20 protein-coding genes are annotated in these 21,111 nt (G+C 29.0%); 6 read left to right on the top strand and 14 right to left on the bottom strand.

All coding sequences use genetic code 11. The annotated features are described in order from the left end of the window. Window positions 1-227 precede the first annotated feature (227 nt). Both dapB and ACJDU8_RS21220 read left to right on the top strand, forming a co-directional pair. Complete coding sequence (gene dapB, locus ACJDU8_RS21215) at window positions 228-1,043, top strand: 4-hydroxy-tetrahydrodipicolinate reductase (protein ID WP_406794174.1); 816 nt, start codon at window positions 228-230, stop codon at window positions 1,041-1,043. A gap of 128 nt (window positions 1,044-1,171) precedes the next feature. Then, window positions 1,172-2,974 carry a MutS family DNA mismatch repair protein gene (locus tag ACJDU8_RS21220; RefSeq protein WP_406794175.1) on the top strand — a complete coding sequence of 601 codons (1,803 nt, stop codon included), beginning with the start codon at window positions 1,172-1,174 and terminating at the stop codon, window positions 2,972-2,974. Window positions 2,975-3,041: 67 nt separating this feature from the next. On the opposite strand, the gene ACJDU8_RS21225 is transcribed toward ACJDU8_RS21220, so the two are convergent. The 3 genes from ACJDU8_RS21225 to trmB all read right to left on the bottom strand — a co-directional run bounded on the left by ACJDU8_RS21225 (window position 3,042) and on the right by trmB (window position 4,974). Next, complete coding sequence (locus ACJDU8_RS21225) at window positions 3,042-3,437, bottom strand: secondary thiamine-phosphate synthase enzyme YjbQ (RefSeq protein WP_406794176.1); 396 nt, start codon at window positions 3,435-3,437, stop codon at window positions 3,042-3,044. A gap of 78 nt (window positions 3,438-3,515) precedes the next feature. After that, entirely contained in the window at window positions 3,516-4,148 is a 633-nt protein-coding gene (locus ACJDU8_RS21230) for a ribonuclease H1 domain-containing protein (protein ID WP_406794177.1), read from the bottom strand. A gap of 190 nt (window positions 4,149-4,338) precedes the next feature. Beyond that, window positions 4,339-4,974 (bottom strand): tRNA (guanosine(46)-N7)-methyltransferase TrmB, encoded by a 636-nt coding sequence (trmB, locus tag ACJDU8_RS21235; protein WP_406794178.1) that lies wholly within the window; start codon window positions 4,972-4,974, stop codon window positions 4,339-4,341. A 188-nt stretch (window positions 4,975-5,162) separates the two neighbouring features. Between trmB and ACJDU8_RS21240 the strand changes: the two genes are divergently transcribed. Beyond that, entirely contained in the window at window positions 5,163-6,329 is a 1,167-nt protein-coding gene (locus ACJDU8_RS21240) for a hypothetical protein (RefSeq protein WP_406794179.1), read from the top strand. An 83-nt stretch (window positions 6,330-6,412) separates the two neighbouring features. Here the strand turns inward: ACJDU8_RS21240 and ACJDU8_RS21245 are convergent, their stop codons facing one another. The 5 genes from ACJDU8_RS21245 to ACJDU8_RS21265 all read right to left on the bottom strand — a co-directional run bounded on the left by ACJDU8_RS21245 (window position 6,413) and on the right by ACJDU8_RS21265 (window position 11,283). Then, a complete protein-coding gene (locus tag ACJDU8_RS21245; protein ID WP_406794203.1) occupies window positions 6,413-7,045 on the bottom strand; it encodes a site-2 protease family protein in 633 nt (210 codons plus the stop codon). A 35-nt stretch (window positions 7,046-7,080) separates the two neighbouring features. After that, complete coding sequence (locus ACJDU8_RS21250; protein ID WP_406794180.1) at window positions 7,081-8,109, bottom strand: hypothetical protein; 1,029 nt, start codon at window positions 8,107-8,109, stop codon at window positions 7,081-7,083. Between the two features lie 35 nt (window positions 8,110-8,144). Next, on the bottom strand, window positions 8,145-9,152 hold the full coding sequence (locus ACJDU8_RS21255; RefSeq protein ID WP_406794181.1) for a phosphodiester glycosidase family protein: 1,008 nt from the start codon (window positions 9,150-9,152) through the stop codon (window positions 8,145-8,147). Window positions 9,153-9,378: 226 nt separating this feature from the next. Next, entirely contained in the window at window positions 9,379-10,755 is a 1,377-nt protein-coding gene (locus tag ACJDU8_RS21260) for a PhoH family protein (protein ID WP_406794182.1), read from the bottom strand. Window positions 10,756-11,049: 294 nt separating this feature from the next. After that, window positions 11,050-11,283 carry a hypothetical protein gene (locus ACJDU8_RS21265; protein ID WP_406794183.1) on the bottom strand — a complete coding sequence of 78 codons (234 nt, stop codon included), beginning with the start codon at window positions 11,281-11,283 and terminating at the stop codon, window positions 11,050-11,052. A 155-nt stretch (window positions 11,284-11,438) separates the two neighbouring features. Between ACJDU8_RS21265 and ACJDU8_RS21270 the strand changes: the two genes are divergently transcribed. Together ACJDU8_RS21270 and ACJDU8_RS21275 are read left to right on the top strand one after the other, a co-directional pair. Continuing rightward, window positions 11,439-12,164, top strand: a complete 726-nt coding sequence (locus ACJDU8_RS21270; RefSeq protein ID WP_406794184.1) for an ABC transporter ATP-binding protein — start codon at window positions 11,439-11,441, stop codon at window positions 12,162-12,164. After that, the gene (locus ACJDU8_RS21275; RefSeq protein WP_406794185.1) at window positions 12,157-13,842 is read left to right on the top strand and encodes a transporter; all 1,686 of its coding nucleotides are present in this window, start codon (window positions 12,157-12,159) and stop codon (window positions 13,840-13,842) included. Before ACJDU8_RS21270 ends, ACJDU8_RS21275 begins: the two co-directional genes overlap by 8 nt. 54 nt (window positions 13,843-13,896) lie before the next feature. Here the strand turns inward: ACJDU8_RS21275 and ACJDU8_RS21280 are convergent, their stop codons facing one another. The 6 genes from ACJDU8_RS21280 to ACJDU8_RS21305 all read right to left on the bottom strand — a co-directional run bounded on the left by ACJDU8_RS21280 (window position 13,897) and on the right by ACJDU8_RS21305 (window position 20,433). Next, entirely contained in the window at window positions 13,897-14,064 is a 168-nt protein-coding gene (locus tag ACJDU8_RS21280; protein WP_406794186.1) for a DUF1540 domain-containing protein, read from the bottom strand. A gap of 305 nt (window positions 14,065-14,369) precedes the next feature. After that, window positions 14,370-15,059 carry a DUF554 domain-containing protein gene (locus ACJDU8_RS21285; protein ID WP_406794187.1) on the bottom strand — a complete coding sequence of 230 codons (690 nt, stop codon included), beginning with the start codon at window positions 15,057-15,059 and terminating at the stop codon, window positions 14,370-14,372. A gap of 154 nt (window positions 15,060-15,213) precedes the next feature. Further along, entirely contained in the window at window positions 15,214-16,926 is a 1,713-nt protein-coding gene (locus tag ACJDU8_RS21290; protein ID WP_406794188.1) for a methyl-accepting chemotaxis protein, read from the bottom strand. Window positions 16,927-17,113: 187 nt separating this feature from the next. Further along, window positions 17,114-18,796, bottom strand: a complete 1,683-nt coding sequence (locus tag ACJDU8_RS21295) for a putative bifunctional diguanylate cyclase/phosphodiesterase (protein ID WP_406794189.1) — start codon at window positions 18,794-18,796, stop codon at window positions 17,114-17,116. 592 nt (window positions 18,797-19,388) lie between these two features. Then, the gene (locus tag ACJDU8_RS21300) at window positions 19,389-19,724 is read right to left on the bottom strand and encodes a branched-chain amino acid transporter permease (protein ID WP_406794190.1); all 336 of its coding nucleotides are present in this window, start codon (window positions 19,722-19,724) and stop codon (window positions 19,389-19,391) included. Continuing rightward, window positions 19,714-20,433, bottom strand: coding sequence for an AzlC family ABC transporter permease (locus ACJDU8_RS21305; RefSeq protein ID WP_406794191.1), 720 nt, complete (start codon window positions 20,431-20,433; stop codon window positions 19,714-19,716). The genes ACJDU8_RS21300 and ACJDU8_RS21305 overlap by 11 nt, the downstream gene beginning before the upstream one ends. Before the next feature lie 119 nt (window positions 20,434-20,552). On the opposite strand from ACJDU8_RS21305, the gene ACJDU8_RS21310 reads away from it, so the two are divergent. Then, window positions 20,553-21,107, top strand: coding sequence for a helix-turn-helix domain-containing protein (locus tag ACJDU8_RS21310; protein ID WP_406794192.1), 555 nt, complete (start codon window positions 20,553-20,555; stop codon window positions 21,105-21,107). Window positions 21,108-21,111 lie beyond the last annotated feature (4 nt).

The raw sequence follows: 21,111 nt of genomic DNA on the forward strand, positions 1-21,111 counted from the left end.
AAAGCAGAGAACCAAAATTTTTAATTTTGTGTGAATCGCTTTCACAGAGTGCGATGGGGGTGTTAGCAATGGTAGCCTTCGGATAAACAAAATATAATTAGTTGTTAGTGACAAGTAACAACTTTTATTATATAATTAAGTTGTTGATATGAAATAAAAGTATATTTCAGCTTATTTCAAATGGGGATAGTATTCCTATCCTAAACTATCACAAGGAGGTAATTAACATGATTAAAGTAGGATTAATAGGCTTAGGCAAAACAGGACAATACATAGCCAGAGGAATTTCTGAACAAAATAATATGAAAATTGTATCGGCAATATGCAGTCCTAAAAGTACAAAAGAAGGAATGAACCTAGGAGAATTACTTGTAAATTATAAAACAGATGTGAAAATAAATAATTCCAGCCAACTACAATCTATTATTTTTAAAACCAAACCAGATGTAATTGTAGATTTTTCAAATCCGGCATCAACCATAGAGAATGCTTTAGTAGCATCAAAGATGAAAGTAAATATGGTTATAGGCACTACAGGTTTTACTAAAGAAGATATCGACAAACTTCAAGATATGGCTTATAAATTTAATAATGGTATAGTGTATGCTCCAAATATTACCTTAGGAGTTAACGTAGTAATGCTTTTAAGTAATATTGCCGCAAGCATATTAAATGGATATGATTTTCAAATTACCGAAATTCACCACAAAAACAAAAAGGATTCACCTTCAGGTACTGCTTTAAAGTTATCCGCTGAAATAAAAAATGGACTTCAATCTGCAGGCGTATATAATAGAACCATCCCTATTAACGTTGTACGTGCTGGCGGTGTAGTTGGAAAACACGACGTTCTTATTGTTGGAGAATATGATAAAATAGAAATAAGTCATGAATCTTTTTCAAGACAAGCTTTTGCTGTGGGAGCCATTACTGCAGTAAACTACATCTACAAAAAGTCTGGATATTATGAAATGAAAAATATACTGGATCTCAAAAGAATACTCTATAAATATATAGACGCTTTAGACAGTGCTTTAGTCTAGTAAAAAACTAGACTATTCTTTTTTTATAATTGAATTTATTGTATAATATTTCTATGAAGTTACATTAATGTGTAACTTTTAATATTGTGCAGAAAATATAATATTAAAAAACGATTGGAGGAGAGTATTTGAATAATCCATATAACAATTACACCAGTAACCTGGAAACTTACAAAAATTTAATTGAAGAGCAAAACAAATCTATAACAATTATACAATATTTAAGACTTTTTACTTTAATAATTGGTGTCAGCGTTACATATTATACATTTGACATTAAAAATTATTTAATAAGTATAATAATTTTTATTTTTTCGCTGGCCATTTTTATTTACTTAGTTATTCAATACAACAAAGAAATAAAACAAAAAAAATATTCTGTAGCTTTAAAGAATATAAATGAAGCAGCCTTAAAAAGACTGAATGGACAGTGGAAAAACTTTCAGGATGATGGAGATGAATTTAGACACAAAGAACATTGTTATTCAGAGGATTTAGATATATTCGGGCAAAGCTCTCTATTTCAATGGATTAACGGCAGCAAGACATTTATGGGAAGAGAAATATTAAAAAGCAGACTTACAAACCCATTGAAAACTCCTTCGGATATAAATATGACACAACAATCATTGCAGGAATTGGCTGTAGATTTAAAATGGCGTCAGTTATTTGAAGCAGAAGGCATGGTTATCTCCTATAAACCTATTGACCCAAAAGAATTGTATGAGTGGGGAAAGGATAGGAATGAATTGTATATAAAACCCTTGCTTATTTTACTAGTTAAATTATTGCCTTCTTTAACATTACTACTAATGATTTTGTCCTATTTTACTTCTTTGGTAAATTTCAGGTTACCCTATTTTATGCTAATCCTTCAATTAGTCCTTTTGTTTATAGGTGTAAGAAAAAGAAATGCTGCATTTAGCAGTCTTTATAAATACAAAAATAGTATATTTACATATTCTAGATTATTAGATTTAATTGAAAAAAAAGATTTTAAAAGCAGCTATCTAAATCAGTTAAAAAATGATTTATTAGTTTCTAAAGACGCATCTGCTGTAAAAGCAATAAAAAAATTTTCTAGTATATACAATAAAGTATCTGATAGAAAAAATATGTTATCTATAATACTTAATATGCTGTTTTTATGGGATTATCAATGTATGATAGCATTTGAAAAATGGAGGACTGCTTCAGGAAAAAATTTAGAAAAATGGTTTAACATCATAGGACAATTTGAAGCATTAAATAGTATTTCAAATATTATTTATGACAATCCAAATTGGGCTATGCCTTTAATCTCAAATAGAAATTTTATAATAAAAGCCGGTGACTTAGGTCATCCTCTTTTAGATAATGCAAAGGTATGTAATAATATCACAATAGATACTAAACAAAATATTTTATTAATAACAGGCTCCAATATGTCCGGCAAAAGTACCTTTTTGAGAACTGTAGGTATAAATTTAGTACTAAGTTATATTGGTGCTCCGGTATGTGCAAAAAAATTTGAATGTTCATTAATGGAGATTTTCACCTGTATGCGAACAAGAGATGACCTAGAAAATAATATTTCTTCTTTTTATGCTGAAATATTGAGAATAAAGATGATTGTTGAAAATGCGAGAAAAAATAAAAAAATATTTTTTCTCTTAGATGAATTATTCAAAGGAACTAATTCTATTGACAGACATGAAGGGGCTAGAGCATTAATAAAACAACTAGGACGCCAAGGGGCATCAGGACTTATCTCTACCCATGACTTAGAATTATGCAGTTTACAGCAGGAATACCCTAGAATTAAAAATTACCACTTTCAAGAATACTATTCCAATAATGAATTAAAATTTGACTATAAAATTCGAGAAGGAGTATCTACCACCAGAAATGCTCAATATTTAATTAAGTTGGCAGGTATAGATTTTGAATAAGAACATCCTATAGAATAGACTTTTTTGTCTACTCTATGGGAACTTTTCTTTTAATTTAAACATTTGCTTATATGTGTCTTAATGCTTTTATATATACCTTTCTATCTCTAGGGCCATCAAATTCACAAAAATAAATGCTTTGCCAAGTTCCTAATTTCAATTTTCCATTTTCAATAATAATATTGCACGAAGCACCCATTAGTGATGCCTTTATATGAGCATGGGAGTTTCCTTCAATATGTAGGTATCCGTTCCGTTCCGGAAATGCTTTATTTAATCCAGATAAAATATCCGTTACAACATCAGGATCAGCATTCTCATTTATTGTTACTCCTGCAGTAGTATGAGGAACAAAAACTACTACTGTGCCATTTTTTAGGTTATTTTTTTTTACAGTTTCCTGTACAAGCCCTGTTATATCCATAAATTCCTGTTGTTGTGTGGTTTTTAATAAATATTCCAAAATATCCCCCCTCAATCTCTCCCATGACACTTATAAGCTTGTCTAAATTCTTAATATATATCACCTATTGTACAAATACTAATCTTTAATACCTACTGCCTTCTTAGCCAAGAAATCAGCCATATCATTATATTTATCTTCTCCAGAGTGGGCTTTGACTTTCTTGAAGCTTATATTTATTTTCTTCATATATTTCTGCATAAATTCCTTGTAATCCTTTGTTAACACCTTATTAGCCTTCCACTCACCTTTAGCCCAGCATTCAATTCCCATGTAATCATAAACTATGGTTATTTCTTTAAAATCATTTGCAAGAGCCAGTTCCACAGCTTTCAATGCTCCTCGTATTTCTCCAAAAACATTTTTGCTCTCATTCATCTCCATGCTCCTAAATGCTCCCAAATCTTTAAAAATAACCTGATCATTTTGTACCAAAACCAAGCCATAACCTGCTACGTTTTCCTCATTATTAAAAGAACCATCTACATAAGCATAAAGAGTATCACATTCTGGAGTAATATTTTCATCATACATATTTTCACTGTCATTATTCTTATCTTCTAATAGCCCTGCGAATATTTCAGCTTCTTTACGATCAGTAAACTTTTTATATTTAGCCCCTGAAAAACCTTTTATTTGTTCTTCACATTGAGCCCAGGTATTATACACTCCCGGTTTTCTTCCTGCTTTAACAGCATAGAAATTTGCCATAATATATCCTCCTAAAACTACAATCCCTCATGTTCCTACTCTTTTTAGCTTGATTTACAATATTTTGAATATCAACCAATCACAATATTAAAATAACACTTTTATAGTAAATTAATTATACCCTACAAAAATGTTTATTTCTATAAAAAATAATTTTAAATTCAAAATATTACATAATAGAATCCAGTCATTATGACAACCTAGCTATTAAAAACATAGTTTTCATTCCTAGGGAGGTAAACTTCTCTTCATACTCTGTAACTATATTTTTATCAAAACTGCTGTTATGTAAATCATAAGTAAGGTACTCTATATCAAATCCGCTTTCTACAAAATATTCCTGGGATTCTTCAAAAAGATTTATATCATCTGTTTTAAACCATATTTCACTTTGAGGTTTTAAAAATTTTTTATACATGCTTAAAAATGAAGTATGGGTAAGCCTTCTCTTTTTCTGTCTTCTCTTAGGCCATGGATTACAAAAATTTATGTATATCCTGCTTACTTCATTTTTATCAAAAATCCCTTCAATTCTTGATATATTCATGGGTATTATTCTTATATTTCCAAGCTCGGCTTCTACTGCCTTTTTCAATGCATAAATTAAAACTTCATCCTTTAAATCAATGCCTATGTAATTTATATTTTTATTATCTAGGGCTTGTGTACATAAGAACTTGCCTCTTCCACACCCCAATTCCAAATATATTTCTCCATTATTTTTAAATTCATCCTTCCATTTCCCCTTACATTCCCATGGATTTATTACTGTTAAGTCACTGGCTTCCATCTCAGGTCTAGCCCACCATTTTTTTCTCAGTCTCATAATTTACAAATTCCTTTCCCTCATTTAGATATCTGAAAATGACTAACACAAACCAAATTATCTATCCATAAATAGAAATTGTCAATGACTATTTCAAAATTATTTATACATTATTAAAGCTTTTTCTACAATTTACGATAATTATAAGTACTTATATCATATTAATTTACATTCAGGTTGTGAAAATCATGAGATACTTTGTAGAAGAACTAAAAAATAAAAAAATTCTTGCCGCTGATGATATAAAAATTCTTAAAGACTACATTAATAAAAAGTACTCCGAAGCTACTTCAAAGGAAAGAGCACAAATGCTTTCCAATACTATACACCATATTTTAGATTCAAATTTAAAAGAATTTCCGAAAAAATACAGACAGGCTATAAGAATAGATATCTTAAAAAATACCTTTTCTCAAAATAAAACTTCCATTTTCATGTATGATGTATTTAACTGCTGCATGAAAAATCAATCTTTAAAACAAAACTCTAAAAAAGAAATTCTTAAATGGGTAAATGCAAATATAAAAAACAAAATTCAAGAAAATGATTTAAACATATATACAAGAAAAGCAGAAACCACTCTAGTACAGGATGCTAAAACACCAGTTGGGAGCATTGATATTAATACTTCCTATTCAGATATATACATGAATTTAAATAATAGTATAACCATGCCTGTTAAACCACTTAAAATTACAAAGAATTTTAAGTTAAATAAAAAATTTTTAACTTTTATCATAATAATTATTATATTAATTTCTGGAATATCAGTACAATTACTTTACGGAAAAAATATTTTAAAGACTTCTCTTTCTCTTATTCAACTTTCTAAAAAAAATAGCATATATATAAAAAGTTTTATTGAAGACGTAATTTCAGAGAATTATGGAAAAAATTATCCAAATAAATATCTTCCCCAATATTTAAAATATCAAAGAGTAGATACTTATAAGTTAAAGGCTTTTTTAAATAACCGTAATTCACTTTTATGCAATGATCCTTATTTTTCTACTATAATGAACACTGCAAAAGAATTTAATTTAAATCCTATTCTACTATTCGCCATAACGGGACAAGAACAAAACTTTGTACCTGTAGATACACCTAACGCATACAAAATAGCTAATAATCCTTTTAACGTATACCACAGCTGGCAAGAATATAATACTAACATAAATGATTCCTCGAGAATAGCAGCCAATACAATTATAAACTTATCTGAAAACAGACCTGAAGAAAACAACCCTTTTATGTGGATAGGAAAAAAATATGCTGAAGATGTAAACTGGGGAAGTGGAGTCCAATGTATTTTTGAGGAAATAAATAACTATTACGTATCTCCTAATGAAAAATAAAACTTCCCGAATATCAAGGAAGTTTTATAGGACTATTTACATCAAAATTTTCTTATTGATTTAACTACTTGTAAAATCACTTATTAAAATATGCTGTTGGCTATATTAATAAACATATTGTATAGTGCGTGAGATGGAATACCTACTAAATATGTTACCAAAGGTGTGGCTACAAACAATACCAATATAATTAACTGATATCTGTATATAGTACCAGATATTCTATAAAACAGGGAAGGAAATAAATCTCTTAATATGTGAAATCCATCCAATCCAGGTATAGGCATTAAATTAAACACAGCCAGCATACAATTTATGTTTATAATATATAAAATAATTTTAATTACTATATTAGAAATTGAAGTAGATTCCATAGATAATAATCCAAATCTATATATTAATACTGTTAGAATAGCTGCCAAAAAAGCTACTATCAAATTAGCCAGAGGTCCTGCAATGGAAACTTTTAAATCATCTTTATTCCTGTTTTTAAAAGCACTTGGGTTTATCTCAACAGGTTTGGCCCATCCAAATCCTACTAACAGTATCATTATAAAGCCTATGATATCCACATGTACAAATGGATTTAAAGTGAGCCTACCCTGAAATCTAGGAGTCTTATCTCCTAATCTATCGGCTACTACAGCATGTGCAAATTCATGAAAGGTAAGTCCTATAAGTATAGCCGGTATAATCAGTATTTTTTCTAATAGCATTCCTTCATTCAAATAATTTCATCCCTTCTTTTCAACTAATTGATTGGTGTTTTCTCTAATTCTCCATTACTTATGGATGCAATTCCTCCTTCATATATCTTTATAAAGTTTCCCTTATATGTATACTGTTTTCCACTTCCAACTTCTTGAACAATGCCTCTCAGGTTGTCATTTATGTATATTTTTCCTGAAGGCATTACAAATACATCCTCTTTATTTACAGATTGATTTAAATTTATGTTTTTATAATCATATTCATCATAGTCTATACTTCCACAATATATATTTGATATTTTACCATCTTTTTCATCTCCTATATATATTCTGTCATTTTCATCTACTCCTATCCATACTGGATTATTTTCAATTCCTTGAATGGTAAGGGGTTTATCTTCATCTGTAACATATATCTTGTTATATACTCTGTCTTCATATACCAATTTATCCTGAAGATATAAAATTCCCATTTTGCCTATTATATAAGAATTTACAGGTGTTTTTTCTATATCTTTATTTATATCCAACCTATATAGAGTAGTTCGCATCCCTTTACTCTCCATTTTAACATATATTACATTAGTGAGATGAGATTCCTGTATGTCATCAATTTTAGCTCCCTTATCCGACCAATCCAATTCCTTTACATCTTCTTTTATATCCTTATCTACCTCATAATAAGATAACTGAAATTTTGAATTCCCTTGAGAATCTTCTTTTTCAACAATAAGTATTCTATTTCTATCCTGAAGCCATTTATAAAAAGATACTTGAACTCCATTTTCAAACTCTAAAGTTTTTTCATCACCAGTTCTTGAATCTACTACTTTTAAAACATTTTCCTGGCAATATGCCAAATATCTGCCATCGAAGGATACAGTAATATTTTTAGCATCTTCTGGAATTTTTATAACAACATCTGATTTTTTAGGCTCACTTTTTACAATTTTTTTAGTCTTTATCTCTGTTTGGGAAGATAAAAAATAATTATTTATATAAAGCAGTCCTGCAAATTGTATTATCAATGATACAACAACCCAAATAATAGTTCTTTTAAAAATTTTCATCTTAACTCCCCTTTTAATAGTCATCTATAACACTTTTAAGTCTCTACATAAATAATAGAGGGTATTGATCTTTCTCCTAAAGGATCACAAGGATTATTTACCACTTCTCCTTCATAGTACATAGTAGAAGAAGAACCTCCATCTAAATTTATGGCATTTACAGCACCATATTGAAGCATTATATTTTGAACATCTTTTAGGGAAGCCCCTATACTTTTAGTTTGTCTTCCATCTATAACAAGAAATAACATAGCTCCATCTTCTCTTTGTCCTATAGCAGTTCTAGGTGCTATGCCCCAACCACCATCACCAGACTTTATAGTACCTTTCCCATTTACCACCAGGGCAGGTCCAAAAGATATGGCTTCTGTAACACCTTTTTCTTTCATTTCATTTATGCTATGATTTCCTACAAGAAGCTGGCCTTTGTTTGTAATTGCCATTACTTGCGTTTTCTGATCATCATTGCTTATATCATCAGAGATAATATTTCCCTTACTCATAAGTATACCTGTAGGTTTACCTCCTGTACCCGTCCATTCACTATCCTTGGAGGAACTATCTGTAAATCCCCCTCCATTTATAGCTGCCACAGCACTATTATCTTTTGCAATTTTACTTGTAAGTTCTCCTGCTACACCTAATTTCTTACTATAGCCAACTTTAACCCTAGTGGGATCATGTATTATAAGCATATATCCCTTAAACTTTTTGCCACCATCTACTTCTTCCATATCTATACTACTATCATGTTTATTTTTAAATTCTAAAGTACCTGAATCATTTTGTTGTATTTGTTCCATTGTGTTTTCACTTAATATCTTTTTTATTTCATTATCTGACAAAAATATCTTTGCAATATACTGATGAGTTAAAGTTGTCATGGCAGCACCTACTATTGTCCTTTTCACATTCTCAAAAGGTCCATAAAACACCAAAAACGGAGCTGTCATCCCTGTAAATATAAATTCAAAGGCCAAAAAACAAAGTATAAGCTTCCAAAATGGCTTATTTTTTCTACCTCCTGTTTTCTTCTTTTTCATATGTTAGAACTCTTCCTTTCTAAAATTATATATCTAAATTAAAATTATACTCTTCAATATTGTACAATAAATGATAAAAGTTTTAAATAGAAATAGTTTCATACACAATAAAAACTTTGTAAAAAACAATCAAAAAAGATACTAATTTATATGTTACGCAACTTTTAGCACAAACATATAATTAGTATCTTCATAATAGTATAATTTTATTGAAAACCAATATAATTTATAATTTTTTAGAAGCTTCATATGCCAGAGGAGATCTTTCACATTCATCATGCTTTAAAGTAATTTGATAACACAGACTACTTCCTTTCATTTTTTCCGATGCATAACATAATCCATTAGATCTTGAGTCCAAAAAGGCTTGGTCTATTTGTTCGGGGTCCCCTACTAATAACAGTTTAGTCCCAATTCCAACTCTAGTTATAATAGCTTTTACCTGCTTGGGAGTTAAATTTTGTGCTTCATCAATTATAAGCCAATTTTTAACAATAGAACGCCCTCTCAAATATCCAACTGCTTCTGTAGTTATAATTCTTCTATCAAATAATTCATTTATCTTATCTTCCAATTCTTTTTCATTTTTATATCTTTCCTTTTCATCTGAATCAACTAACACTTCTAAATTATCCAAAATCGGTCTCATAAAGGGGGATATCTTTTCCTGCTCTGTGCCTGGTAAAAAACCTATGTCCTCATCCATAGTAACATTAGGTCTACAAATCAACATTTTTCTGTACTTTCCTTTATCTTCTTCTATTAAATTATGAAGACCTACTGCCAATGAAAACAGAGTTTTTGCTGTTCCCGCAGGTCCTTTTATTATTACCAGTGGTGCCTTATCCGCATCTGTAAGCAGAGCTTCCAGCATAAATTTTTGCCCTACATTTTTAGGAGTTATTCCCAGCGGAGTACTATCTTTAAAATGAAGTGAGACAATTTTTTTACCATCGAATCTTCCCAGGGCAGTTTGCTTAGGATTTTCAAGACAATGCATTATAACAAATTCATTAACATAAAAGGTTGGGAAAAAATACTTTTCAGTATTCTCATCATAACAGGTAACCTCATCTATCTCCAGATACTTGTCTTTATAAAAATTTGTTATATTTTCCTTAGAGGTATAAACATCTATTCTTCCTGTATATTGGCTATCATCTTCTGGTACAACTTTCTCATAAAAATCCTCTACATCTATATTTATTATATCGCCTTTAATTCTTTCGAAAATATCTTTAGTTATCAAACAAATATTTTCTCCTTGTTCTTTAAGTCCTTTGCATACCTGTATTATTCTGTTGTCTGGTTTACTTCTATCCCAGGCCAATGGTATTTGCGTGTCATAATGATTCATTTCAACTCTAAGTTTTCCACCACCTGGCAAATCCACTCCTGTATTAAGTTTGCCTTTTTTTCTGAAATGATCTATTAATCTAGCCGCATGTCTTGCATTAGCTCCCAGATCATTCTTATCTTTTTTAAAATCATCTAATTCTTCCAATACAACCTCAGGTATAACCACATCATTATCGCCAAAAGCCAATATAGCTCCAGGTGAATAGAGAATAACATTGGTATCTAAAACATACGTCCTCTTCAAACCCATTCCTCCCCTCTTTCACTCTATTATAATATATTCATTTAGATATATAAATGTATTAATTTTTACAAAAAAGTTATATCAATCTATGAATACATACCAAGTGATTCTTAGGTTCAGGTAGCGTTTGCTCATGAGAAATGCCTTTCTCCACCTGAACCTTGTTAACAGTATTCTTAGTGCCTTTAGGGGAAGAACTTATCCAGACGCTCAGCAGCGCTTGTCCCTCTACTTTGAAGAAGCTGGGGGAATTAGCAATGGTAGCGCTGGGATAAAAAGAGCATAGAATAACTTCTATGCTCTTAAAAATACTTCTGTAAGTCCTTCGATAACTCCATTTTTAACCTCTGGTTTCAATTCCACTAACCATTCTGGTGATAAAACTAAAATAGTCCCCTCTTCTTCATCGAAGTTAAATTCGTCTACATTATACTTTTGCAGCTCCTCAGGAATGCTTAAAATATTAATATCTGCAACTCCCTTTCCTAGCAAGAATTGGTTAACCTTTTGTTTTAATTTATCATCCATACCTTACCTTACCCCCTTTGTTTACTATATTGTAAATTTTTTCCTTTTAGCTGTCAATAGTTTTTAGCTTTTTTGTATATATTTTCTTAAAATAGTTGTTATAATATAAGTACCAGTATTAAGATATATGATTATTTAATGAAAGGATATTTAGTATGATTGAATTAATTAATGTAACTAAAAGCTACAATAAAAAAATAAAAGCTGTAGACAATTTGAATCTTACTATAAATGATGGAGAAGTATTTGGTTTTCTGGGCCATAATGGTGCAGGGAAAACAACAACACTAAAAATGATAACAGGTATATTGCACCCTGATGAAGGTGATATACGACTTAATGGCATAAGTATCAAAAGTGAACCTATTAAAGCTAAAATGCAGTTAGGATATGTACCTGACAATCCTGATATGTTTTTAAGACTTAAGGGCATTGAATATTTGAATTTTATGTCAGATATGTATGAGGTTCCTTCAGATTTGAGAAATGAAAGGATCAAAGATTTATCTGAAAGACTTAGCTTATATGATACACTAGATGATAAAATTCAAAGCTATTCTCATGGGATGAGACAAAAAATTGTCTTAATGGGGGCATTGATTCATGAACCTCCTATCTGGATACTAGACGAACCAATGACAGGACTTGATCCCAAAGCTTCATTTACACTTAAAGAAATGATGAGAGAACATACAAACATGGGAAAAACAGTATTTTTTTCAACACACATTTTAGAAGTAGCAGAAAAAATTTGTGATAAAGTTGCTATTATAAATAAGGGCAAAATTTTATTCAGCGGTACCCTTAATGAAATGAGAGAGCATTTTAAGGTTAATCAATCCCTTGAAAGTATGTTTTTGGAGCTTACAGAAAATGAATAAATATATTACACTTACAAAGATATTCTTGAAAAATAACTCAATAGGTCTTTTAAAAGCCGAAAAAAGAACTCTCTCAAAAACAATAAAACACCTTCTGCTCTATGTTATATTAATAATTTCACTGCTGCCCCTTGCCAGTATGTTTGCAGTAATAACTACATCTTCTTACGGATTTTTGAAACCCTTACACCTGGAAGGTATTATTTTATCTGCTTCAATGTCAATTTCAAGTACTATCATATTTGCCTTTGGCATATTTTTCATCATGTCAGTATTTTATTTTTCTTCTGACATTGACAATCTTTTGGTACTACCTGTTAAACCATGGATAATTCTTATGTCCAAATTTACTATTGTTTTAATATATGAGTACTTTACTGAATTTATAATACTTGTACCTGTCATGGGGGCTTTTGGAATCAAAAGCAGTGCAGGATTATTATATTATATATACAGCATAATAATATTTTTCACTTTACCAATTATACCTTTAATAATTGCTGCATTAATTACTATACTGATTATGAGATTTTCAGGATTTACAAGAAATAAAGACCGCTTTAAAACAATAGCTCAAATGTGTATTTTAATTTTTGTGGTATCTATAAATTTAATATCACAAAAACTTGGGAAAGGAATTTCTAGCGGTGAAGATATGGCTAAATTTCTTACTTCAGGAAATAATTCCATATTAAAATCATCCTCCAAATTATTTATTAATATTAAATATGCTGTAGAGTCACTTATAAACAGTACCACCATTAATGGAATATCAAACATGATTTTATACTTATTAATTATCGCAGCTTTTTTAGTATTATTTGTAGTTTTTTCAGAAACTTTTTATATAAAAGGTGTTATAGGAATGACTCAAATTCAGGCAAAACGTAAAATACTCAGTTCTTCTGAAATAGCTAAACAATCCACTAAAAGATCTAAGATGCTGACCTATACCATTAAAGAATTGAATATTTTATTTAGAACACCTGTATATTTTATGAATTGTGTAGTTATGAATTTCATATGGCCCTTGTTTTTTATTATTCCAATAATAAGTCAAAAAGATCTTTTAAAAAACCTGAAACACACACATAACTATTTAAATACTATAATATCAGACAATGTAACACTAGGTATTTTAGTATCTATAGTTTTTGGTATATCCATAATGCTTTCAATGATAAATCCTATTGCATCTACTGCAATTTCAAGAGAAGGAAAAAATATTTTTGTAAATAAATTTATTCCTATGAACTATAAAAAGCAATTACTTTCCAAAGCACTGGCAGCTTTTATAATAAATTTTTCGGGTATTATGCTTATAATTCTGCTAATCACCATTATTATAACACCACCTTTGCCTCTTGTTGCTGTAGTTGTACTTTTATCAGTTATAGGAACTGTATTTTCAATTTTTCTAGGTATATTTATAGATCTTAATTATCCAAAGCTTAATTGGGATAATGAACAAAGAGCAGTAAAACAAAATTTCAATGTTATTATAAGTATGCTTGCAGGAGCATTTGCCGGTGGAATTGTAATATTCTCTACTATAAAATTTAAAATAATATTTTCTATAACATTTCCTTTAATCATTATAGTATTTTTAATTGCAGATATTATTTTATATAAAATTGTCACAACAAAAGGAGTCACGCTCTATAAAAATATTGAATAAAAATATAACTCCAACCCATTTAGGTTGGAGTTCATTTACAGCATTACACTGCTATTATTTTTGTTTATGTGGTTTGAATGTTGTACAACAGGTATCATCACTGGTATGAGGATTTTTACCCCTCATTGGATTAACTTCCAATGAATTAGCATGACAACAGTTATCCTCCCAATAATTACAGCAATCAACACCACATTTAACTTCCATTTTAGGTGTATCCATAATAAATCTCTCCTTTCACATAGAATTTGAACAATTATAGTATAATCTAAAAGAACAAAAACTATACGGCCTAAGAATTAGCTTATACATACTATAAACTATACTTTAAATAAAAAAATAAGCACCGGTGAACTTACCAGTGCTTACAAGGCAATAATGCGTTTTTAAGGGGTATAACATTATTTTTATTTTAAGCTTTATGTTTAATTATATTCTACATAGTATTTGTGACAATCTAGTGTCATATTAATTAAATAACTATTTACTTTCTTAATATTTTATAAATAATTTCATTAAACTTAATATTACCAAATTAAATTTAAAATGACTTGATAGAAAATTGGAATAAATATAGCAGGAAGCAGATTAGCAATTTTTATTTTTAATATACCCAATAAATTGAAACCCAAGCCTATTATTAAAAGACTTCCTACCGTTGTCATATTAGTGATAACAGACTGAATCAAGATTGTTTTTAATCCAAATGCAGCAATAGTTATAATTCCTTGATAAATCAGAACTGAAATAGAAGAAATCATTACGCCAATTCCCAGTGAAGAAGAAAAAATGATTGATGTTATTCCGTCAAGCATAGATTTAGCAAAAAGTATCTTATTATTTCCTTGAAGTCCACTCTCAAGAGAGCCTACTATTGCCATTGATCCTACACAAAATAAGAGACTGGCAGTTACAAATCCTTCTGAAATTTTTGTGTTTTTATTTTTAAATTTACTTTCAATCTTATTGCCAAGTCTTTCGATCTTATTGTCAATATCTATAATCTCACCTACAAATCCTCCTATAACTATAGAACTTATAACTAATACAATACTAGAGCCTTTAATGGCCCCTAATATTCCTATGTAAATTATACAAAGTGATACTCCCTGAATAATAGTAGTACTTATTTTTTCAGATATACCCCCCTTAAATAAAAGCCCGATTAAACTTCCAACAACAATAGCCGAAAAATTTGCAATAGTTCCAATAAGCACAAAACATCCCCCTTTTTATAGTTGATATGGTTTGATAAAATATTTAGTTAAAAATAAAACAGTATTGAAAATTATATCATATACTGCACATTTTAAACAATTACTTTTATACTTTAAAAAGGGCAAGTTTTAAACTTACCCTAACTCTTAATTATTATATTTTAAATTTTTGTACTATTCCAGTGAGATTTTGCATAAGTTCTGATTGATTTTGTGCAGCAGATGCTACCTGTTCCATTTCTCTTGCAGTTCCATTTACCCCTTGTTTTATTATTTCTATATTTTCGCTGGATGTTTGAGCAGTTGATGTCATATTTTGTACTGCATCACTTACCTGATTTATTGTGGCTGTAAGTTCTTCAGACATAGCTGCTATTTCCTCTGACATCTTACTTACAAAATCAGAATCATTATAATATTTGTTTCCTATAGCTTCTAGTTCTATGAATTGAGGATTCACACTTTCATTTATAAATTTTAATACCTGACCACCATTTTCAGATAGATTGTCAAATGCTTCCTGAACTTTTATTATAGTGTCTTGTATACCCGTTACTGCCTGGGAGGACTGTTCAGCAAGTTTTCCTACTTCCTCTGCAACTACTGCAAATCCTCTACCCTGTTCCCCTGCTCTAGCTGCCTCTATAGCTGCATTCAGTGCAAGTAAATTTGTCTGTTCTGCTATGCCCAAAATAGTATCTGCCATAACTTTTATATTATCTACTATCTTTCCATCCTTAATTGCCTGTAACATATTTTCTCTATTTTCTTCATATAAACTCCTAACTTCTTTAAGTGCTACTTTCCCCTTTTCCTGGACTTCCACAGCTCTTTCCTTAGACTGGTTTGCATTATTACTTCCTTCGTTAGCTTTTTCAGATAATTCATTGATACTTGAATCTACTTCTTCAACAGAAGCCGTTATCTCTTCTGAAGCTGCACTTGTTTCTTGGATTCCACCATATATATTATTTACTGCACTATCTATATCTTTAATTTTTTCAGATACTTCTTCTACGGTTGCGTAAAGCTGCTGGCTGGATGCACCCATCTCCTGGGTGTTTTGTATAACAGTTTTAAGCAAATGGTTTACATTTTCTTGTGCTGTATTTAGAGCATTTCCTATTTCCCCAAACTCATCTTTCCTTGTTATGGAAATTGGATCAGAAAAGTCATATACAGACAATCTCTCTGCAAAAGATTTTATTTTTACTAAAGGATTGTTTATATCAATTGATATAATTAATCCCAAAGCTACAGCAAATAATAACCCTATAATTATCAATGCTATCATAATTTTATTGGATTTCATATATACTGAGTAATTATTTGAATTAAACGTTTTTGTCTGGTTAAGATTTGTATCTATAAGCTTGTTTAGATTAGACATCATTGATTCTCCTATGACAGTCATCTGCTGGTATTGCTCAATGGCCTGATCAAAATTTCCTGCATCTACAAGTTTAATAACACCCGCTCTCAAAGTCCTATATGTTTCAAGCTGAGATTTATATGTATTCCATATCTGTTTTTGTGTATCATTTCTAGAAAGCTTCTCATAAGATGTTATATCGTTTTGATTTTTATTGACATTAGCTTGAATGTCATTTTTTAAATAATTTTTCTTAGAAGTATCCCTTACATAAATGATTTCTACAAGATCACTTTTAGACTGAATTAAATTTTTATTCATATCTGTCAAAATATATGTACCCGTTAATTCATTATTATACATACTTTGAGAATTGGAATTTACTGTTTTTAATGCGCTCATTGCCACAATACCAACTACGCTGACCAATATGGCTACAACTATAAAAGATACTAGTAGCTTTATCCTTACTTTAATATTTTTAAAAAAACTCATTAGATCTCCCTCCATATTTAAAAATTCAAATTTTGCAAAGAATAATACTTAATACATTGCTTGTATTCTTACTTCTTTAGCTTAAACATTAACATAACCCCCTTAAATTATTACCATTATTTACTTTTTTAGAATTACTATGAGCCATAATAGTTATTTCGTATGAAAGTACGTTTTACTTTGTACATTATCTGCTATTTGTTAATAAATTTTCAAATTCTTTTTCTGAAAGTGGTTTACTAAAATAATAGCCTTGAATTATATTACATCCCAAATCATTAAGTATATCTACCTGTTCTTTTGTTTCCACACCCTCAATAATTATTTTGCAATTTAAAGCTCTTGATAAATCGGCCATACTTTTAATTACAATCTTATTTTTTTCATTTTGTATATTATCAACAAATAATTTATCTATCTTTAATGTATTTATAGGCAGCGCAACTAAATAACTTAGGGAAGAATACTTGCTTCCAAAATCGTCAAGTGCAATATTTATATTACTTTCAATAAGTTCATTAAATATTTTAATATTATCTTTACAAATTTCCAGTAAAGTTCCTTCTGTTATTTCCAATTCAAGTAAAGAAGGAGAAATATTATACTTTGTACACATATTTAATAAATTAGCCTTAAAATCCTTTGTTCTTAGTTGTACAGGAGATATATTCACAGCTACCCTGTCAATTTTATATCCTTTTTCTTTCCATTTATGTATTGTATATATTACTTTATCTAAAACCCAATTACCTATCTTGATTATATATCCATTATTTTCTATAATGGGAATGAATTCACCAGGAGGAATACTGCCAAGTTTCTTGTTGTTCCACCTTAAAAGTGATTCAATTCCTACCATCCTATTATTTGACACATCAATTTGTGGCTGATAATAAATTTCTAATTCATCATTATCAATAGAATCTTTTAGTTCATTTTCAATTAAAATCTTTCTATAATAAATGTCAAATATTTTCTTATGAAAAAAAGTATATTGATTTTTTCCCTTATACTTAGAATTATTCATTGCGAAATTAGAGAATTTTAATAATTCATAGATATCTGAACTATGTTGTGGAAAAACCACTAAGCCCATACTAATAGTAATATAAATTTCGTGGTTCATTATTTTAAAAGGATTCTTTAAACATTCATGAATTTTATGGCATATTTTCTTAACATCTCTTATAGTATTAAACTCATGAATTAATATTCCAAATTCATCTCCTCCTAATCTTCCAATCTCGCCATTGTTATTAAGCAGCCTAGTAATTGTTTGAGTAAATATAATTAAAATTAAATCTCCAAAATTATGACCAAAAGCAGTATTTAAAGATCTAAAATTATCGATATTAATATAAATAAATACTCCTTTTTTATTACAGAACTTAGCCACTTTGATTGAATTATAAAGTTTTTTCAACAAAAATATTCTGTTTGGAATATTAGTAAGTGTATCCCAATTTTCTATTAATTTATGTTGATTAACTTCTGACATTATCCCAGAAAATACTCTAAAACATTCAGTTTCAGTTTTTAATATTTTACCTTTAAATAAAACCCATTTCAGTTTTTTATTTTTAATCCTGAAAGTACTTTGATAAAAAGATTTTTTTCCATTAATATAATCATATAAATCATTTATTGCTAGTGCTTTATCTTCTTCATAAGCTATACTATTAATAAATTCAGGCATAGTTTTTACATTTAAAAAATTGTTCCCTATAATTTCTTTTGTTTTTTCAGAGATAAATATTTCACTAGTATCCATATTCCATTCCCATATGGCATAATTTGCTCCATTTAATGCGCGTTTATAAATTTCGTCACATTCCATTCTTTCAGAATCATATTTGTAAAGTTTATTCATACTAACATCCTTTTTATTTTTTTTATATTAAAAACATGAAACTATGTTTAAATATTACTGTTTATAAGTAGTAATTTCTTAAAAATTCATAATTCACTAATTATGAATTGACACAAAATAAATATTTTGTATAATTTAATATATATATAAAAGACTTTATTAGGTATAATAATACACTTTTACAAAAAATATGTAGCATATTATCAAAATAATTTATATTTTAGTCAAAAATAACAAATTATTATACAATGTTTGCATGTTTTTACAGAATGTATTATAATTAAATTATACAAAATATTTATTTTGTATAATTTACCTGGATATAAAAATAATTTATGTAAAAAACCACATAAAAATACATAGATTGCATAGCTATATTAAATTGTTGCATAATAAAAGCCCTGGAATCAACCAGAGCTTTTTATCTAAAAGTTCCTCACTAGTATAATCATACCTTACATTTTTTTGTATACTATATTATATACGAATACTTTATAAATAGTTACAAGTTAATTATAAATTTTCATAATACCTTATACATATTATATTAACCTAAGCAAAATATTTAATTACTTTAAAAAAGTGGAATAAATTATACAAATATAACCTGAACAGCAATCATATATACGATAGTTCCACTTATTATACTAATTAAGTTATTACGTTTCCATATATGTAGAATTGCTACTGTAATGATTCCCACTGCTTCTGGAATTCCAAAAGGAAATGCACATAAACTAATATTTCTTAAGCAATATATTATAAGCATAGACATAACTGCAGGAGGTAAATAATTACCTATATACACTATATATTTAGGTGTAATTTTGTTTTTTCCAAAAAAAATGAAAGGTATTAATCTTGTCCCAAAAGTGATAATCCCCATAAGTAATATTGCAATTAAAGTATATTTGGCATCAACATTCATTATTTAGGCCTCCCTTATTATGCTCACCAATCTCTTTATGTATCTGTTTTCGAAATATTGTTAAAGTCATAACTATAATCAACATAGAAGGAAAGATCAAGTCATTAGCTCCAAAAATTAAAATGGAAAAAATAGTGGAAGCAATACCGATTAATGCTGGAACATGAGTTTTATATGTAAACCACTGTTCCATAAAAATAACTACAAACAAAGCTGTCATTGCAAAGTCAATTCCCTTGGTATTAAATTTTATCAGTGAACCTACAAGTGAGCCAATAATTGTACCAACTATCCAATATATTTGATTGAAAAATGCAATACAAAAGAAAAATAAATTGTTATTAACACCCTCCGGTGGCTTTGAAGAACACAACAATGAGTATGTTTCATCGGTAAGTGAAAAAATCATATAGGTCTTTTTCTTTCCCATGTCTTTAAATCTATCTATAAACGACAGACCGTAAAAAACATGTCTAATGTTTACAAACAAAGTCATTAATGCTATTTGAATGAACCCCACGCCACTTACCAATAGATTAATAGCTATAAATTGCATAGATCCTGCATATACCACTATACTCATAAAAACTGCCCATAAAAAATTATATCCAGACTTTTCAAACAGTAATCCAAACGCTATTCCTACTGAAAGGTATCCTAACATAACTGGTATTGTAGTTAGAAATGCTTCTTTAATTACTTTTTTCACGTAAGTACCTCCTTTGTCAGCTTTTTATGTTATAATATAATAAAATATGTTATAGTACAATTATATTATAAATAATATTTTTTTGCAATATACCATAATTTTAATTTGAGGAGATATTTATGGAAGATATAAAGTCAATAATTGGCACAAATTTAAAAATCATTAGAAAAAAAAGACAGCTGACATTAGATGCCCTTTCAAAGATTACAAGTGTAAGCATAAGCATGTTGGGAGAAATAGAAAGGGGAATTACAAATCCAACTATCACAGTACTATGGAAAATAGCAGATGGTCTGAAAATTCCTTTTACAGATTTAATAACAGAAGAAAAACCACCAGTTTCCATAGTTTATAACAAAGATGCAAAAACCATTGTTGATGATTCGGGATTTAAAATAATTTCATTATTTAATTTTGATCCCATAAAAAAAATAGAAATATATTATAAAATCCTAGAACCGGGTTCATCTTATGAATCAAAGGGTCATCTTGTGGGAATTGAAGAATATATAATGATTTGCGATGGAACAATGGATTTGCAGATTGATAATAAAAATTACATACTATCCAAGGGGGATTCAATTAATTTTAGAGGAAATGTATATCATTGTTATAAAAATCAAGGAAATATCACATTAAGTGCTTATATGATTTTATACTACGGTACTACTTAAATAC

This window comes from Candidatus Clostridium eludens, assembly GCF_045310515.1.
GTDB classification, from domain to species: Bacteria; Bacillota; Clostridia; order Clostridiales; family Clostridiaceae; genus Clostridium_B; species Clostridium_B eludens.

Bases quoted from the DNA above. Each gene is read 5' to 3' on its own strand.
- ACJDU8_RS21290 (WP_406794188.1), bottom strand. From the start codon at position 16,926: ATGAGTTTTTTTAAAAATATTAAAGTAAGGATAAAGCTACTAGTATCT.
- trmB (WP_406794178.1), bottom strand. From the start codon at position 4,974: ATGAGACTGAGAAAAAAATGGTGGGCTAGACCTGAGATGGAAGCCAGT.
- ACJDU8_RS21245 (WP_406794203.1), bottom strand. From the start codon at position 7,045: ATGCTATTAGAAAAAATACTGATTATACCGGCTATACTTATAGGACTT.
- ACJDU8_RS21255 (WP_406794181.1), bottom strand. From the start codon at position 9,152: ATGAAAAAGAAGAAAACAGGAGGTAGAAAAAATAAGCCATTTTGGAAG.
- ACJDU8_RS21280 (WP_406794186.1), bottom strand. From the start codon at position 14,064: ATGGATACACCTAAAATGGAAGTTAAATGTGGTGTTGATTGCTGTAAT.
- ACJDU8_RS21230 (WP_406794177.1), bottom strand. From the start codon at position 4,148: ATGGCAAATTTCTATGCTGTTAAAGCAGGAAGAAAACCGGGAGTGTAT.
- ACJDU8_RS21250 (WP_406794180.1), bottom strand. From the start codon at position 8,109: ATGAAAATTTTTAAAAGAACTATTATTTGGGTTGTTGTATCATTGATA.
- ACJDU8_RS21270 (WP_406794184.1), top strand. From the start codon at position 11,439: ATGATTGAATTAATTAATGTAACTAAAAGCTACAATAAAAAAATAAAA.
- ACJDU8_RS21295 (WP_406794189.1), bottom strand. From the start codon at position 18,796: ATGAATAAACTTTACAAATATGATTCTGAAAGAATGGAATGTGACGAA.
- ACJDU8_RS21275 (WP_406794185.1), top strand. From the start codon at position 12,157: ATGAATAAATATATTACACTTACAAAGATATTCTTGAAAAATAACTCA.
- ACJDU8_RS21265 (WP_406794183.1), bottom strand. From the start codon at position 11,283: ATGGATGATAAATTAAAACAAAAGGTTAACCAATTCTTGCTAGGAAAG.
- ACJDU8_RS21240 (WP_406794179.1), top strand. From the start codon at position 5,163: ATGAGATACTTTGTAGAAGAACTAAAAAATAAAAAAATTCTTGCCGCT.
- dapB (WP_406794174.1), top strand. From the start codon at position 228: ATGATTAAAGTAGGATTAATAGGCTTAGGCAAAACAGGACAATACATA.
- ACJDU8_RS21310 (WP_406794192.1), top strand. From the start codon at position 20,553: ATGGAAGATATAAAGTCAATAATTGGCACAAATTTAAAAATCATTAGA.
- ACJDU8_RS21300 (WP_406794190.1), bottom strand. From the start codon at position 19,724: ATGAATGTTGATGCCAAATATACTTTAATTGCAATATTACTTATGGGG.